Source organism: Stutzerimonas sp. VN223-3 (assembly GCF_045999685.1).
Classification (GTDB): Bacteria; Pseudomonadota; Gammaproteobacteria; order Pseudomonadales; family Pseudomonadaceae; genus Stutzerimonas; species Stutzerimonas stutzeri_AR.
In genome coordinates this window covers 112,006-127,283 of the sequence record NZ_RBEC01000002.1, presented here as the reverse complement: position 1 = coordinate 127,283, position 15,278 = coordinate 112,006, and the positions used below count along the sequence as shown (strand labels likewise).

16 protein-coding genes and 1 pseudogene are annotated in these 15,278 nt (G+C 61.2%); 7 read left to right on the top strand and 10 right to left on the bottom strand.

All coding sequences use genetic code 11. The annotated features are described in order from the left end of the window. Positions 1-14 precede the first annotated feature (14 nt). Genes D7241_RS09415 through lptM form a run of 4 tightly spaced genes read right to left on the bottom strand, consistent with a single transcriptional unit; the run spans position 15 to position 2,948 of the window. The gene (locus D7241_RS09415; RefSeq protein ID WP_255979982.1) at positions 15-710 is read right to left on the bottom strand and encodes a DUF484 family protein; all 696 of its coding nucleotides are present in this window, start codon (positions 708-710) and stop codon (positions 15-17) included. Then, positions 707-1,537, bottom strand: coding sequence for a diaminopimelate epimerase (gene dapF, locus D7241_RS09410; RefSeq protein WP_408101305.1), 831 nt, complete (start codon positions 1,535-1,537; stop codon positions 707-709). The genes D7241_RS09415 and dapF overlap by 4 nt, the downstream gene beginning before the upstream one ends. Before the next feature lie 10 nt (positions 1,538-1,547). After that, positions 1,548-2,795: a diaminopimelate decarboxylase gene (lysA, locus tag D7241_RS09405; RefSeq protein WP_408101304.1), complete on the bottom strand. Its 1,248-nt coding sequence runs from the start codon at positions 2,793-2,795 to the stop codon at positions 1,548-1,550. Between the two features lie 12 nt (positions 2,796-2,807). Continuing rightward, entirely contained in the window at positions 2,808-2,948 is a 141-nt protein-coding gene (gene lptM, locus D7241_RS09400; RefSeq protein WP_255979988.1) for an LPS translocon maturation chaperone LptM, read from the bottom strand. A 200-nt stretch (positions 2,949-3,148) separates the two neighbouring features. Between lptM and cyaY the strand changes: the two genes are divergently transcribed. Together cyaY and rnk are read left to right on the top strand one after the other, a co-directional pair. Next, positions 3,149-3,481, top strand: a complete 333-nt coding sequence (gene cyaY / locus D7241_RS09395) for an iron donor protein CyaY (RefSeq protein WP_408101303.1) — start codon at positions 3,149-3,151, stop codon at positions 3,479-3,481. A 165-nt stretch (positions 3,482-3,646) separates the two neighbouring features. After that, the gene (gene rnk / locus D7241_RS09390; RefSeq protein ID WP_408101302.1) at positions 3,647-4,054 is read left to right on the top strand and encodes a nucleoside diphosphate kinase regulator; all 408 of its coding nucleotides are present in this window, start codon (positions 3,647-3,649) and stop codon (positions 4,052-4,054) included. 45 nt (positions 4,055-4,099) lie between these two features. Here rnk and D7241_RS09385 read toward each other — a convergent pair whose 3' ends face one another. The 3 genes from D7241_RS09385 to D7241_RS09375 form a co-directional block, all read right to left on the bottom strand. Beyond that, positions 4,100-6,931 carry a class I adenylate cyclase gene (locus D7241_RS09385; protein WP_408101301.1) on the bottom strand — a complete coding sequence of 944 codons (2,832 nt, stop codon included), beginning with the start codon at positions 6,929-6,931 and terminating at the stop codon, positions 4,100-4,102. Between the two features lie 194 nt (positions 6,932-7,125). Continuing rightward, positions 7,126-7,371 carry a TIGR02647 family protein gene (locus D7241_RS09380; RefSeq protein WP_255979996.1) on the bottom strand — a complete coding sequence of 82 codons (246 nt, stop codon included), beginning with the start codon at positions 7,369-7,371 and terminating at the stop codon, positions 7,126-7,128. A 77-nt stretch (positions 7,372-7,448) separates the two neighbouring features. After that, complete coding sequence (locus D7241_RS09375; protein ID WP_408101300.1) at positions 7,449-7,718, bottom strand: hypothetical protein; 270 nt, start codon at positions 7,716-7,718, stop codon at positions 7,449-7,451. A gap of 146 nt (positions 7,719-7,864) precedes the next feature. Here D7241_RS09375 and D7241_RS09370 point away from each other — a divergent pair, with 146 nt between their 5' ends. Further along, positions 7,865-8,830: a magnesium transporter CorA family protein gene (locus D7241_RS09370; RefSeq protein WP_408101299.1), complete on the top strand. Its 966-nt coding sequence runs from the start codon at positions 7,865-7,867 to the stop codon at positions 8,828-8,830. Here D7241_RS09370 and D7241_RS09365 read toward each other — a convergent pair. From D7241_RS09365 to argH, 3 genes and pseudogenes are all read right to left on the bottom strand, one after another. Continuing rightward, positions 8,831-9,357, bottom strand: a pseudogene (locus tag D7241_RS09365) (hypothetical protein). It abuts the gene before it with no gap. Between the two features lie 82 nt (positions 9,358-9,439). Next, positions 9,440-9,922: an N-acetyltransferase family protein gene (locus D7241_RS09360; protein ID WP_408101298.1), complete on the bottom strand. Its 483-nt coding sequence runs from the start codon at positions 9,920-9,922 to the stop codon at positions 9,440-9,442. A gap of 107 nt (positions 9,923-10,029) precedes the next feature. Beyond that, a complete protein-coding gene (gene argH / locus D7241_RS09355; protein ID WP_408101297.1) occupies positions 10,030-11,424 on the bottom strand; it encodes an argininosuccinate lyase in 1,395 nt (464 codons plus the stop codon). A gap of 166 nt (positions 11,425-11,590) precedes the next feature. Here argH and D7241_RS09350 point away from each other — a divergent pair, with 166 nt between their 5' ends. The 4 genes from D7241_RS09350 (at position 11,591) to D7241_RS09335 (ending at position 15,265) form a co-directional block, all read left to right on the top strand. Next, positions 11,591-12,673, top strand: a complete 1,083-nt coding sequence (locus D7241_RS09350; RefSeq protein WP_408101296.1) for a sensor histidine kinase — start codon at positions 11,591-11,593, stop codon at positions 12,671-12,673. Further along, the gene (locus D7241_RS09345; RefSeq protein ID WP_408101295.1) at positions 12,670-13,416 is read left to right on the top strand and encodes a LytR/AlgR family response regulator transcription factor; all 747 of its coding nucleotides are present in this window, start codon (positions 12,670-12,672) and stop codon (positions 13,414-13,416) included. Before D7241_RS09350 ends, D7241_RS09345 begins: the two co-directional genes overlap by 4 nt. Positions 13,417-13,559: 143 nt before the next feature. Continuing rightward, positions 13,560-14,498, top strand: a complete 939-nt coding sequence (hemC, locus tag D7241_RS09340) for a hydroxymethylbilane synthase (protein WP_408101294.1) — start codon at positions 13,560-13,562, stop codon at positions 14,496-14,498. Further along, positions 14,495-15,265: a uroporphyrinogen-III synthase gene (locus D7241_RS09335; protein ID WP_408101293.1), complete on the top strand. Its 771-nt coding sequence runs from the start codon at positions 14,495-14,497 to the stop codon at positions 15,263-15,265. The genes hemC and D7241_RS09335 overlap by 4 nt, the downstream gene beginning before the upstream one ends. Positions 15,266-15,278 lie beyond the last annotated feature (13 nt).

Here is a 15,278-nt window from a genome sequence, read left to right as displayed (position 1 = left end):
GCTTCCGACTGCTCTTAACGTACCGAACGCAGCGGCGCAGAGTGGTGCGGAAGGACCCGAGTCAGCACTTCGGCGATATAGCTTAGGAACAGCGTGCCCAGCGAGCTCTTGTAGTGCTGTGGATCCTTGCTGCCGATCGCCAGAATGCCTTGCTGCTGATTGAGCGCGACCACTGCAGCCGAGCCGATACCTCCGCTGTCTTCTTCGCCGAACAGGAATGCCAGTTCATGCGGGCGCAACACACCGCAGATGGTCTTGCCGCCACCGAGCAGTCCGCCGATGGCTTGTTGTGCTTCGGCGCTGGTGACGCTGCGGCCGACTGGCAAGGGCGATTCGCTGAACAGGATCAGGCTGACATAAGGCACCTGGAATTCGTGCCGCAGGCTTTCGTCCACCGCGCCGATAATCTCTTCCAGGCTATTGGCATCCAACAGATCGAGGACCAGCCGGCGGGTCTTGTCGAACAGCCTGTCGTTATCGCGAGCCACATCCATCAGTTGCGACAGACGGTGGCGCATCTCGATGTTGCGTTCACGCAGCAGTTTCACTTGCCGCTCGACCAGCGACACGGCGCCACCGGGTAAATGCGGGATGCGCAACTCGGGGATCAACTCGTCGTGATCGACAAAGAATTCCGGATGGGCGCGCAAGTAGGCGGCGACGGTTTCGGCGTCCGGCAATTGCGGCTTGTCCTGGTTTTGCTCGGTCATAGGCGAACCTGTCCTTCGAAAACGCGAACGGCGGGGCCGGTCATCATAACGGGCTGCCCTGGGCCTGCCCATTCGATGGACAGACGGCCACCTGGAAGATCGATCTGCACGGGAGAATCCATCCAGCCCTGGCGAATCGCGGCGACCGCAGCCGCGCAAGCGCCGGTGCCGCAAGCCTGGGTCTCACCCGCGCTGCGTTCCCATACGCGCAGCTTCGCGTGCTGGCGATCGACGATCTGGATGAAGCCGGCATTGACCCGCTGGGGGAAGCGCGGATGATGCTCGATTTTCGGACCGAGCACCTGCACCGGCGCGTTGTCGACGTCATCCACACGCAGCACGGAATGTGGATTGCCCATGGAGATCGCAGCGATATCCAGCTTCTGCCCTTCAACTTCTAACGGGTAGCTCAGGGCTTCGCTGTCGGCCTGGAAGGGAATTTCCGCCGGCACCAGTCGTGGTAGGCCCATGTCGACACCAATCTGCCCGTCCGGGCGGATGTCCAGCTCGATGATGCCGCCCTTGGTCTCGACGCGAATTTGCCGCTTCATGGTCAGGCGCTTGTCCAGCACGAAACGCGCGAAGCAACGTGCACCGTTGCCGCACTGTTCCACTTCGGAACCGTCGGAGTTGAAGATGCGGTAGCGGAAGTCCACGTCAGGATTGTGCGGCGGCTCAACCAACAGCAGCTGATCGAAGCCCACGCCCGTGTGCCGATCACCCCACTGCTTGGCGTGCTTGGGCTGGATGTGCGCGTGCTGGCTGATCAGGTCGATGACCATGAAATCGTTGCCCAGACCGTGCATCTTGGTAAAACGCAAAAGCATCGTCGTGGCCTCAGGCAGGCAGCAGGCTTTCGCCGGCGTATAGCTCCTGCACGCTTTCGCGGCGGCGCACTTCGTAGGCTTCGTCGCCATCCACCAGCACCTCGGCGGCACGGCCGCGGGTGTTGTAGTTGGAGCTCATGACGAATCCGTAGGCACCGGCCGAACGCACCGCCAGCAGATCGCCTTCGGCCAAGGTCAACGGGCGCTCCTTGGCGAGGAAGTCGCCGGTCTCGCAGATCGGCCCAACGATGTCGTAGTGGCGCGCCTCGCCTTCGCGGGGCTGCACCGGTACGACGTCCATCCAGGCCTGATACAGCGCCGGGCGGATCAGGTCGTTCATTGCAGCATCGACGATGGCGAAATCCTTGTGTTCGGTGTGCTTGAGGTATTCCACGCGGGTCAGCAACAGGCCGGCGTTGGCGACGATGGATCGGCCTGGCTCGAAGACCAGCGCCAGGTCGCGTCCGTCGATGCGCTTGCGCACTGCCTGGATATAGTCGCCCGCCAACGGCGGCTGTTCTTCGCGATAGCGCACGCCGAGACCGCCGCCCAGATCCAGATGACGAATCTGGATACCGCGCACGGCGAGGCGATCGATCAGCGCCAGCAGACGGTCGAGCGCATCGAGAAACGGCGGCAGGGTGGTGAGCTGCGAGCCGATGTGACAATCCACGCCAACGACTTGGAGGTTGCTCAGCTCGTGGGCGCGGGCATAAACCTCTTCCGCCTCAGCAATAGCGATGCCGAACTTGTTTTCCTTGAGCCCGGTGGAAATGTACGGGTGCGTTCCGGCATCGACATCGGGATTGACCCGCAGCGACACCGGCGCAATCGCACCAAGCTCGGCCGCGACCTGTTGCAGGCGTTCGAGCTCCTCGGTGGACTCGACGTTAAAGCAGTGCACGCCGACATCCAGCGCACGGCGCATGTCATCACGCGTTTTGCCGACGCCGGAAAAGACGATGCGCTCAGGCACACCGCCCGCGGCGAGAACACGCTCGAGCTCGCCACGCGAAACGATGTCGAAACCGGCGCCCAGACGTGCCAGCACGTTCAGCACACCGAGGTTCGAGTTCGCCTTGACCGCAAAGCAGACCAGATGCGGCATGCCTTGCAGGGCATCGGCATAGGCGCGGTACTGGGCCTCGATATGCGCGCGTGAATAGACGTAGGTAGGGGTGCCGAAGCGTTGCGCGAGGGCGGGCAGCGCCACGCCCTCCGCGAAGAGTTGACCGTCGCGGTACGAGAAGGCCTCCATAGAATGCCTCCTTTACAGTTCGAAACGGTCTTTGGAACGTTCTTTGGCGGTTGCGTCGTCATCCGGCAGGTAAAGCGGGCCTTTCTGGCCGCAGCCGCTGAGTACGGAAGCGAGAACCGCAAGTGCGATGAGTGGAAGCAGCAGACGCTTCATGGGGGTGCAATCCTTAAAAATCGATGGCCGGAGTATACCCAGCACCCAGCGGATTGCCTATGTGGCCGCGCTGGTCGGCGAGTTTGAAACGTCGTTGGGCTGGCAGTCGCTCGCTAGACGCGGCGGTGCCCTGCTAAGCTCGCCAGCATCGCCGGCCGGCCCATGGCGCCGCCGTACCACCCGTACCGAGGAAACGATTCATGAGTCTGAGCGAAGCGCGCTTTCACGATCTTGTCGACGCTGTGCAGGAAGAAATCGAAGATGTGTTCGACCACAGCGGCATGGATGTCGATCTGGAAAATTCCGGCGGCGTCCTCACCGTGCGTTTCGAGAACGGCACCCAGCTGATCTTCAGCCGTCAGCCGCCTTTGCGTCAGCTTTGGGTAGCAGCGCGCTCGGGTGGGTTTCACTTCGACTACGACGAAGCCGCCTCGCTGTGGATTTGCGACGCCAACGATGAGCGCTTGGGTGAGCTGTTGGTCAGGGCCACGCAGGAGCAGGGCGGCGAAGCGCTCGATTTCGAGGATCTTTGAGACAAGCCTGACGGGCTCCAGCTATAAGGCGATTGAGAGGTAGTACTGCGTCGCTTGCTTATTTAATGAGCTGTGATAGGGTCCACTTCAGGTTAAAAAACCCCGCCTTCGGGCGGGGTTTTGCTTTTTTTGTCATTCGAATTTTACAGGAGCTCACCAAGACCCATGACCAGCGCACCGCTCATCATCATCACCCAACCCGATCTGCAGCGGCTTGAGCGATTGCTCGACAGTCTGGCTGACTACGGTCCGGCTGCTGAGGCGCTCGAGGACGAGTTGTCCCGCGCCCAGGTGGTCGAGCGTAGCGAGCTACCTGCCGGCGTGGTGTCCATGAACTCCCGCGTCCATTGCCTGGATGAAGGCAGTGGCAAGGATTATCACTTGACGCTGGTCTTTCCTCAGGACGCTGGCAAAGAGGGCACTGTCTCAGTGCTTGCACCGGTCGGCAGTGCGCTGTTGGGCATGAGCGTCGGTCAGCACATCGACTGGCCGACACCGGGTGGCAAGGTGCTCAAGCTGACCCTGCTCGCGGTCGAATATCAGCCGGAAGCGGCGGGTGATGTCCATCTGTAGCGAGCTTGCGCGACGCCTTTGCGAATATGCCGGCGCCGCGTTTCGTCAAACCGATATCAGGGCTTGATTCAGCGCGGTTTCAAGCTGGGCCTTGTAGCGCAGATGCTGCACGGTCTGGGTTCGCCCGTTGCCCTGCAGCCCCGACAGGTCCAGGTCGGTGATGTAGCAGGGGTAGCGTTCGCCGCTGCGACGCTGCGCCAGGATGTAGCGGGCTACCGCAGCGAATAGCTCGGCTCCATATTCAGGGCTGGAAAACTCCTGGTGGTTGCAGTAAAGCGTGACCTGCGAACGGCCTTTTTCGCTGGGCTCGATGATTGCCTGGATGTCATAGAACGGATCGCTGGCTTCCTCGCGTGGCGCAGGTCTGCGCTCGATGGTCGATGGTCGATCCGGCGAAGGCGGCTGTATCCGATAGAACAGGATGTCCATGGCTGCGAGGCGGCTTTCCTCGAACGGCAGCTGGGTGGTGCGGCGATAGCTCACCGATTGCAGGAAGCGTAGGAGCGGGGTCAGCAGGCTCTGCTCGTCTCGGTAGGGAGCCTGTTGGCGCCACAGCGCATTGAATTCGTCGAGTACGGTCAGCTCCGCCATGGCGCCCTGGATGCGGTAGAACACCTGCAGGCACTGCGGTCTGGCCTGGGCGAGGATCAGCGATAGGTCATTACCTTCCAGCGCATGACGATCTACCCGAATCGGACGGTACCCTTGATGTGCCTCGCCAAGATGCTCAAGCAGTGCATCTAAGTCGCTCAGGGCTGTATGACGAACATTGCCGGGGATCAGGTCAAGCAGATGGAAATGCTGGCGGACCTGAAGCAAGTAACGATTCTCGCCCGGTTCGTCGAGCCCCACCTGCGCGTCGAGGAAGACCGTTTCGACCCGTCGGGCCACAGCCACACCAGCGTTTCGGCAGAAGCAGCGCACCTGTAGGCTCGGCCTTTCGCCATTTGCAGACAGTTCCTGCAGGTAGTCACGCAGGCAGTCCGGCAGAGGAGCGGCGCTTTCGTAGCGGGTGGCGATCAGCTCGTTCCAGCTGTTTAGCGTGAGCTGATCGATACTCAGCACTAGTTTTTTTCTGGCTGCGCCATGCCCCAGATAGTCGTTCAATTCGTCGAAAGACAGGGGTTGCAGAGGACTGAGCGGATCGAGGCCGACGTTTACCAACAACAACACCTTGACTGGAGAGGCAGCGCTCAGTAACGCATCGTCGGCGATCGCTTGCAGCGGCATTGGAAATGCCTGCCTGAGATCAGTCAGCAGGGAAAACAGCTCTGCCTCGGCCAACCCGCTATCGCCCGGGTGAAGCGCGACATGGGTCGCGGCATCGATTACGCCGTTGCGATGACACCAAGCAAGTAGCGGTACCAATTCGCGGGAGCGCTTCAGCGGCGAAAAATTGGTGATTTGCCTCGCGTTCAGGTTGCCCTCGTAGAGCGCCCAGGAAACGTCACCGGCGGCATCGTAACCATGAACGAGCGTCAGGCTGTGTTCGGCCAAGTCTGGCGCTATGCCAAGATTGATCGACTCAATCTTGCCGGCCTTGCGCTCGATGGCAGCGTGCAGACGTCGGCCGAGCACGCCGAAGTCGCGCCCATTGATGCTGCTGGTGATTTGCAGTCGCCGGGCCAGTTCGCTGAGAAAGCGGTAACCGTAGGTCAGCTCATTGACCAATGCGCGCCGCTCTTCCACCACTCTCCGAACCTTCCACTGGCTGCGCCCATCGAGCTGGGCGAACTGCCGCTCGCCCCATTCCCAGTGCTGGGTGAGGCATTCGAGCAGGCGCCGCTTCCAGCTCTTGTTGCGGCTGGTGGGGGGCCGGCTTAGTGGCTTGTTAATCTTCAGATAAAGGCAGCGCCGTAATAGGGCCAGGCGCTCCCGGTCACCGCGGCCGGCAAGGTATTGCTCTATCCTGCGGTACGCGACGATATAGGGATCGAGATCGTCCAACTCCAAGCGGTTGGCATAGACCGCCTGCTTGAAATCCAGGCTCAGGCAGCGCACCTGTGGATGCTCGCTGGCATACACCTCGACCAGTAAAAGCTTGAACAGGGATTTGTAGGGCGACTCGATGGCCTTGTACAACTGCCACAAGCCGGCACCGAGGTATTCGCCTGGGGGGATGCTGCCGAGACTGCCAAGGTCGAGCACCTCATCGCTACGCACGAAGCGTTTGTCCAGCAGGGTGCGCACGTACTCGTTGTAACGGTGCTCTTCATAATCCGGCACCAGCCACCAGAGCGGTGTGCGCCCGCCGAGCCAGATGGCAGTGCGGTAGAACTCATCGAGCAGCAAGTAATGTTGGGTGGTGCCGCAGTCGTCGGAGGTCAGTTTCGCTTCCCGCTCACCTTGGGTGAAACGCAGCGGGTCGACCAGAAAAAAATGCGCCTCGCTGCCCTGCGTAGCGGCCCAGGCCTGCAATAAATCGCACTTTCGCCGCAGCTCGTCGATCTGCTGTGGCGACAGTTCCGGATCATGACAGACCCAGACATCCAGATCGCTCTGCTCGTCCTGGGCGACGGTCCCCAAGCTGCCCATCAGAAACAAGCCGAGGATTGACTGTGGCGGACTGCCACGCAGCGGCTTGTAGGAAAAGGAGCGACTCAGACGCTGCGCCTCGGTCAGCGTCTCGGCATCCGGTTCGAACCCAGCCAGCCCTGCCGGCGTGGTGCCGGAAACGTAACCCGGCAGGATCGGATGGTTAACGTGAAAAAGCAGCGGCAGCAATTTGAGTACCAGTTGCTGGCGCGGCGGCATAGCCAGCCGGGCGCGCTCCAGGCGACCGGCATTGACGGACAGAAAGCGAGCGCGTAGCGCGCCAAGGACCTTGCGGTCGATACCCTCTTCTAGAACGGGGCGGATTTCCTGGTGGCGGGTCATTCAGGCAGTTCGTGCAGGCGGTCGACGTTGTCCGACCAGTTTATCGAGGCAGTGAGGGCGGAAAGTACCACGGGTGAAGGCCCAGAGGAAAAGCCACAGCGGCAACCGTTGCCGGTTGCAACGTGGTATCCGCGACGGGAACTTGCTGTGAGCGGGGCTGGCGCTCGTTATGGCGCGCCAGAGCTGCGCTAATGTCAGGCTGTGGCAGTTTCCGAAAGAATGGTCAGCAGGACCTGTGTGTGCTCAGCCGCGTCGCGGCCGAGGCTGGTCAGATAGCCGCCGTCGGGCTGGGTTGTCAGACCTTTGGCATGCAGGCGCTGGGCAGCGGCGATGGCGGCATTGCCGGCATCATGATGCACCTTCAGGCCTTCGAGCTTGTTGTCGAGGTTGAACAGACGAAGAATTTCCAGCTCGGCTATCAGATCGGGGGTATAGGACATGTTCGCTCCTCGGGTGGTGGGTCTAAGCCGTTTTTGCGAAGTGTAGATGCTGTGCGCGAACCTGCCGCGACAGGGCGCTATTCGGGGAGGTCAGGCAGATTGCGCAGCAGCGTTTCGTAGCCTTCGGTGTTGAATGCGCGGTCTTCTTCGAGCATCTGCCGAATCTCGCAAGCCAGGACCAGCGCCATCATCTTGAGAATTTCGTCGCGCTCGTAACCGACCAAGGTCAGCTTGTTCAGCGTCGCCTGCGTGGCGGCCGGTTCGCCGGCCTCGAGCTGGTTTTCGATGGCTTGGATCAAGGTTTCTTCGGCGAAGGCTTCATCGTCGTCGGCAGTGGTATCGGTCATGGGCGCAACTCTCGTTAGGGAATATCTTGATAGCGTGTTTCGGCGTGTCCCGGCAAGCTGCGTGTCTTGCAGCCAATGCCGCCTGAACGCTTCGCTTGGATCGGTCTCTATTCCTACTATGGGCTTTCGAGGAGCGCGACCAAGTCATGATCATTTTCCACTGTCTTGAAAACGGCGCGCTGGTGCGGCGTGCTGCCGAGCATTTGCAGGCGCTCCCTGACAATGTGCTATGGATCGACCTGCTTTCTCCTGACCAGCAAGAAGAGCGCTTCGTCGAAACGGCGCTGGGCTTGGATATTCCGACCCGCGAAGAGCTGGCAGAAATCGAGGACTCATCGCGTTTTTACGACGAGGACGGCGTGATCTTCATGACGACCACGGTGGTAATGGGAATTGCCGAGCGTCGTCCGAAAAACGCCGTATTGACCTTCGTGCTGACCCGTCGCTGCCTGATAACCGTCCGTTACGCCGAACTGAGTGCGTTTCGCCAGTTCGAGACCAAAAGTGCACGGCAGCCGTCGGTCTTTGGCACCAGTCACCAGATCTTTCTTGGCTTGGCCGATGCGGTTGTCGACCGCATCGCGGACGTGCTGGAAAACGTTCAGGTTGAGCTCCAAGCTCTGTCGTGTCGCATCTTCGATGAGAGAAAGGCGCAACGCAGGGACCTACAGCAGATCATTCAGCAGCTTGGCCAGCATCGCTCGCTGCTGTCGCAACTGGGCGAAAGCCTGTTTAGCTCAACTCGTTTGATCGCGTTTTACCGCCTGCATGCCGGTGAGCCCAAGCAGGGCGTCGCTAAAGGGTTATTGAAGGCGCTGGAGCGGGACGTGCGTTCGCTGGGCGAGCATCAAGCGCGACTATTAGGCGATATCGCCTTTCTGCTCGATGCTACGCTTGGCCTGATCAATATCGAGCAGAACAGCATCATCAAGGTGTTCTCCATCGCTGCAGTGCTATTCCTGCCACCAACGCTGGTCGGCACGGTATACGGCATGAACTTCGAACACATGCCTGAGCTCGGCTGGCTACTCGGCTATCCAATGGCCCTGTGCATGATGGTGATATCGGCGATCATTCCCTACGCCTGGTTCAAGTTCCGCGACTGGCTCTGATCAGCCGAAGAAATACAGCACCACGCAAAAAGCACCGAAAAGTGCCCAGACCGAGGCAAAAATCAGCGGCGTGCGCAGGGAAAACAGCAGCGTTCGCTTGTAGCGATAACCCCCGACGGGACTGTTGCCTTCGCCGAACAATGCTGATTCCTGGTTCGGTAGCAGACCCGCCTGGCCTTCTATCTGCAACAGTTCGGCCTGTTTCTGATGCCAGCGCTCTATGACATCGAAGCTGGATTTGATCCCGGGCAACGCATGGAAGGACGTCAGCAGCCCCAGCCCGCCAGGATTGCGGGCACAACCAGGCGAAACAGACTGCCCCACTCAGGATTGGTATTGGCCATTGACGAGGCAAAAGCGATCATCAAGAAGGACTGCGCTGAAAGATAGGAGCTAGTTCGCTCGGCCAGCAACGTCGACTCGAAGTGGATCTCAGAGCGGTAGAACTGCAGGCGCTCCTTGGGCGTATCGAAGACTTCTGCGCCTTGCGTGTCCTGATTTAGCAGCAGAGTTCGGAGGTCGGTCATAGGCTTACCGGGTCTGGCGACAGGAAATTAACCTGTCGGATGTGAGGTTACCGGTAGGCCAATACGGCGCGCGCAGGTTCCGTCAGTCGCTATCTGCGAGCGCTAACAGCGCATCGCCACTCAGGCGATAGGTCGTCCACTCCTCCTGCGGCCTGGCGCCGAGCGATTCGTAAAAACGAATTGCCGGTTCGTTCCAATCCAGCACGGCCCATTCGAAACGGCCGCAATCCTTGGCCACTGCGAGTTTCGCCAGATGCCGAAGCAGCGCCTTGCCGGCGCCGGTGCCGCGCGCTGCGGGACTGACGTAGAGGTCTTCGAGGTAGAGCCCGTTACGGCCAAGCCAGGTGGAGTAGTTGAAAAAGTACACCGCGTAGCCGATCGGCTCACCGGCGCGCTCGCAGATCAGTGCTTGGGCCGTGGAGCTGGCCGAGAACAGGCTGGACTCGATGCCTGCCACATCCGTCTTGACCTCATGTTCGGCCTTCTCATAAATCGCAAGCTCGGTGATGAAGCGCAGGATCAGCTCGGCGTCATCGCGAGTGGCGGGACGGATGGTAAGGGTCATGTGAAATTCCGGTTTTCCTGATCTGTGTAGGAGCGAGCTTGCTCGCGAAAAGCCCCAGCGGACAGCGCGTTCGCGAGCAAGCTCGCTCCTACGACAACAGCAGATGCTTAGCGCGAGGTAAGCAGTTCCTGCCCGCGCTGCACCGCTGCGCGTACCTGATTCGGCGCCGTGCCACCAATGTGGTCGCGGGCGTTCACCGAGCCTTCCAGCGTCAGCACGGCGAACACGTCGTCGCCGATCTGGTCGCTGAAGCGGCGCAGCTCGTCGAGGCTCATCTCGGCCAAATCCTTGCCGCTCTCGACGCCGTATTTGACTGCGTGGCCGACGATCTCGTGGCAGTCGCGGAAGGGCAGGCCCTTGCGCACCAGGTAGTCGGCCAAATCCGTGGCGGTGGAGAAGCCGCGCAGTGCTGCTTCACGCATGATTTCGCGCTTGGGCTTGATGGCCGGAACCATGTCGGCGAAGGCACGCAGCGAGTCGCGCAAGGTATCGGCGGCGTCGAACAGCGGTTCCTTGTCCTCCTGGTTGTCCTTGTTGTAGGCCAGCGGCTGGCCTTTCATCAGCACCAAGAGGCCTGCCAGCGCGCCGAATACGCGGCCGGTCTTGCCGCGCACGAGTTCGGGTACGTCCGGGTTCTTCTTCTGCGGCATGATCGAGGAGCCGGTGCAAAAGCGGTCGGGCAGGTCTATGAACTGGAATTGCGCGCTGGTCCAGAGCACCAGCTCTTCGGAGAAGCGCGACAGGTGCATCATCGCCACCGAGGCGGCGGCGCAGAATTCGATGGCGAAGTCGCGATCCGAGACGCCGTCCAGCGAATTGCCGGAGATCGCTTCGAAACCCAACAGCTCGCAAGTAATTTCGCGCTGGATCGGGTACGTCGTGCCGGCCAGCGCGGCACTGCCCAGCGGCATGCGGTTGGTGCGCTTACGGCAGTCGACCAGACGCTCGTGGTCGCGCGAGAGCATTTCGAACCAGGCCAGCAGATGATGGCCGAAGGTCACCGGCTGGGCGGTTTGCAGATGAGTGAAGCCGGGCATGATGGTGTCGGCTTCGGCTTCGGCCAGACCCAGCAGGCCCTGCTGCAGGCGAGTGATTTCGGCGAGGATGGTATCGATCTCGTCACGCAGCCAGAGGCGGATGTCGGTGGCGACTTGATCGTTACGCGAGCGGCCGGTGTGCAGCTTCTTGCCGGTCACGCCGATGCGGTCGGTCAGACGCGCTTCGATGTTCATGTGTACGTCTTCGAGGTCGACGCGCCAGTCGAATGTGCCGGCTTCGATCTCGGCCTGGATGTCCTTCAGGTTGGCGATGATCTGGTCACGTTCGGTATCGCTCAGCACGCCGGCTTTAGCCAGCATCGTGGCGTGGGCGATGGAGCCCATGATGTCGTGGCGGTAGAGGCGCTTGTCGAACTCGACGGAGGCGGTGAATCGGGCGACGAAGGCGTCGACGGGCTCGCTGAAACGGCCGCCCCAGGACTGGTTGGTCTTGTCGGTGCTCATGAATGCGCTCGCTGAATCGGGAACTGGAAAACCGCGGATGATAACAGGGTTGGCCAGCGCCCCGGAGTCGCCACGAACAGTGAGCTGAGCAGCAATTTCATGCTTTGGGGTTGCGCTGCATCACGGCCTGGTTGCGGTAGCGCCAACGCCCGCGGAAACTGCCGCCATGCAAATACTACGACCCAAACGGGCGCGCCCCGCCGCGCCGATCGATGAGTTCTTCGTGCCCGAGCTGTGCCAGCCCGAGGCGCTGCTCGGCCTGGTGCTGCTCGCCGAGCTGTTGGTACTGGTGCTGGTACTGGCCGAACCGATGCAGCCGGGCTTCAACTGGATGCGCCTGGCCCTGACTTCGCTGTTCGTTCAGTGGGTGATGTTGCTCTCGGCCGGTCTGACCTGCCAGTTGCGGCCGCTGCTGGCACGGCTGTCGCCTGCGCTGGCGGGGCTTGCCTGCTGCGCCATGGTGGTCGGTTTGACGCTGTCCTGCACCGCGGTCGCCGATATCTACCAGTTGGGCGGGCCGCTCACGCGTGTTGGCGAGGTCAATCTGTACCTGCGCCATGCGCTGATCAGCCTGATCATGTCGGGACTTCTGCTGCGCTATTTCTACCTGCAGAGTCAGTGGAGGCGGCAGGAGCAAGCGGAACTCATGGCGCGGATCGAGTCGCTGCAGGCGCGCATCCGGCCGCATTTCCTGTTCAATAGCCTGAACAGCATCGCTAGCCTGGTAGTCAGCAATCCGACCAAGGCCGAGCAGGCGGTGCTGGACTTATCCGATCTGTTTCGCGCCAGCCTGGCCCGGCCCGGTACGCTGGTGCTCTGGCGTGAGGAGCTGGAGCTGTCGCGGCGCTATCTGTCGATCGAGCACTATCGGCTCGGTGAGCGGTTGCAGGTCGACTGGCAGGTGGACGGCGTACCGGACGACCTTCCGATCCCGCAGTTGACCTTGCAACCCTTGCTGGAGAACGCGCTGATCCATGGAATTCAGCCGCGAATCGAGGGTGGCGTCGTCAACGTGGCGGCCTATTATGCCGATGGCGTGTTTCATTTGCAGGTCAGCAACCCGTTCGACGAGACTGCTCAAGCGCAGCCATCTCGGGGCACACAGCAGGCGCTGCATAATATAGACGCACGACTAACGGCACTTTTCGGTCCTGCAGCGAGTCTCAGCGTGGAGCGGCGTAACGCCCGTTACTACACCTGTCTACGCTATCCGTGTGCGACACAAAAGCAGGAAGCCAGATCCATATGAATGTGCTGATTGTCGATGACGAACCTCTAGCCCGCGAGCGCCTCAGCCGACTGGTAGGTGACCTTGACGGCTATCGTGTCCTGGAACCTTCTGCGTCCAATGGCCAGGAAGCGCTGTCCCTGATCGAGGAGCTGCGTCCTGATATCGTGCTGCTGGATATCCGTATGCCGGGCCTCGATGGTCTTCAGGTCGCAGCCAAGTTATGCGAGCGCGATGCCCCCCCTGCCGTGATTTTCTGTACGGCCCATGATGAATTCGCCCTTGATGCCTTTCAGGTCAGTGCGGTTGGCTACTTGGTCAAGCCGGTGCGCCCGGAGCATCTCGCCGAGGCGCTGAAAAAAGCCGAACGGCCGAACCGGGTCCAGCTCGCCGCGCTCACCCGTCCCGCCGCGATCGCCGGTACGGGACCGCGCAGCCACATCAGCGCGCGGACCCGCAAGGGCATCGAGCTGATTCCGTTGCCACTGGTGATTTACTTCATTGCCGATCACAAGTACGTCACCCTGCGTCATGAGGGCGGCGAGGTGCTGCTGGACGAACCGCTCAAGGCGCTCGAGGATGAGTTCGGTGATCGCTTCGTGCGCATCCATCGTAATGCGTTGGTCTACCGCGATCGCATCGAACGCTTGCAGCGCACTCCGCTCGGTCATTTTCAGCTATTCCTCAAGGGCCTCGAAGGCGAGCCGCTGACGGTCAGCCGACGTCACGTCGCTGGGGTGCGCAAGTTGATGCAGAACCTGTAATAGCGACAAGCCAAAAGAATATCCGCATGAAGCAGAAGCCCCAAGCTTTGAGGCTTGAGGCTTGAGGCTTGAGGCTTGAGGCTTGAGGCTTGAGGCTTGAGGGCCTGTTATCATCCGCGGCAGTTCATTTGCCTGGAATCGTCATGTCTCGCGAAATTCGTATCGCCACCCGCAAGAGTGCCCTGGCCCTGTGGCAGGCCGAGTACGTCAAGGCGCACCTTGAAGCCGCACATCCGGAGGTGACGGTCAGTCTGGTGCCGATGGTCAGTCGCGGTGACAAGTTGCTCGATGCTCCTCTGGCGAAAATCGGTGGCAAGGGCCTGTTCGTCAAAGAGCTGGAAACGGCACTGATGGAGAACGAAGCGGACATTGCCGTGCATTCCATGAAAGACGTGCCCATGGAGTTTCCCGAGGGGCTTGGCCTGTATTGCATCTGCGAGCGTGAAGACCCGCGCGATGCCTTCGTCTCCACTCATTATGAGAATTTCGACGCGCTGCCCGCCGGTTCGGTTGTAGGTACCTCGAGTCTGCGGCGCCAGGCTCAGTTGCTGGCGCGGCGTCCCGATCTGAAGATCCAGTTCCTGCGCGGCAACGTGAACACCCGGTTGGCCAAGCTCGATGCTGGCGAATACGACGCCATTATCCTCGCCGCCGCCGGCCTGATTCGCCTCGGCTTCGGTGAGCGCATTCGTTCCAGCATCAGCGTTGAGGACAGCCTGCCAGCGGGTGGACAGGGCGCGGTCGGCATCGAGTGCCGTACCGGCGATATCGCATTGCATGAGCTGCTGCAGTGCATGAACGACCCGCAGACCGCCATCCGGGTCAGCGCCGAGCGCGCCTTGAACCGTCATCTGAACGGCGGTTGCCAGGTGCCGATCGCCTGCTATGCGGTGCTCGAAGGCGATCAGCTGTGGCTGCGCGGTTTGGTGGGGCAACCTGATGGCACGTTGTTGCTCCGTGCCGAAGACCGCGCGCCTGTCGCTGAAGCCGAAGCACTGGGCGTGCGGGTTGCCGAAGCGCTGCTGGAGCAGGGCGCGGAAAAAATTCTTCAGGATGTCTATGGCGAGGCCGGCAAGGCGTGAGCGGTTGGCGTCTGCTGCTAACGCGTCCTGCTGAAGACAGCGTCGCCCTGGCGGCGGCGCTGTCCGAGGCGGGGATTCAGAGCAGCAGCCTGCCGTTGCTTGCTATCGAGCCCTTAGTCGAGACGGCCGAGCAGCGCGCGACGATGCTCAAGCTGGATCGCTATTCTGCCGTCGTGGTGGTCAGCAAGCCGGCCGCAAGGCTGGGGTTGCAACTGCTTGATCGCTATTGGCCACAGCCGCCGTTCGGACCGGTCTGGTTCAGCGTCGGAGCCGCGACCGGAGCGATACTGGAAGGCTTCGGACTGGATGCCAGCTGGCCTGCCAGCGGCGACGATAGCGAAGCGTTACTCGCTCTGCCGCGTCTGGCCCAAGCGCTCGAGGTGGCGGATCCAAAGGTGTTGATCCTGCGCGGCGAAGGCGGTCGTGAGCATATTGCCGAGACGCTCCGCAGTCGTGGCGCTCAAGTCGATTGTCTCGAACTCTATCGACGCTATCTTCCCGACTACCCGCCCGGAATACTGGTCAAGACCCTTCGTTCGGAACGGCTGAATGCGGTAATGGTCAGCAGTGGGCAGGGCTTGGAGTCGTTGCGCGAGCTGGCTGGCTCCGACTGGTCCCTGTTGCGTGAACTACCCTTGTTCGTACCGAGCCCGCGTGTGGCCGAGATGGCCGTGGCGTTGGGCGCCAAAACAATAGTGGACTGCCGTGGTGCCGGAACCGCGGCTTTGCTGGCGGCGCTGCGGGAAAATCCCGAGCCCGCTTTCTGATGCAAAGGATGGA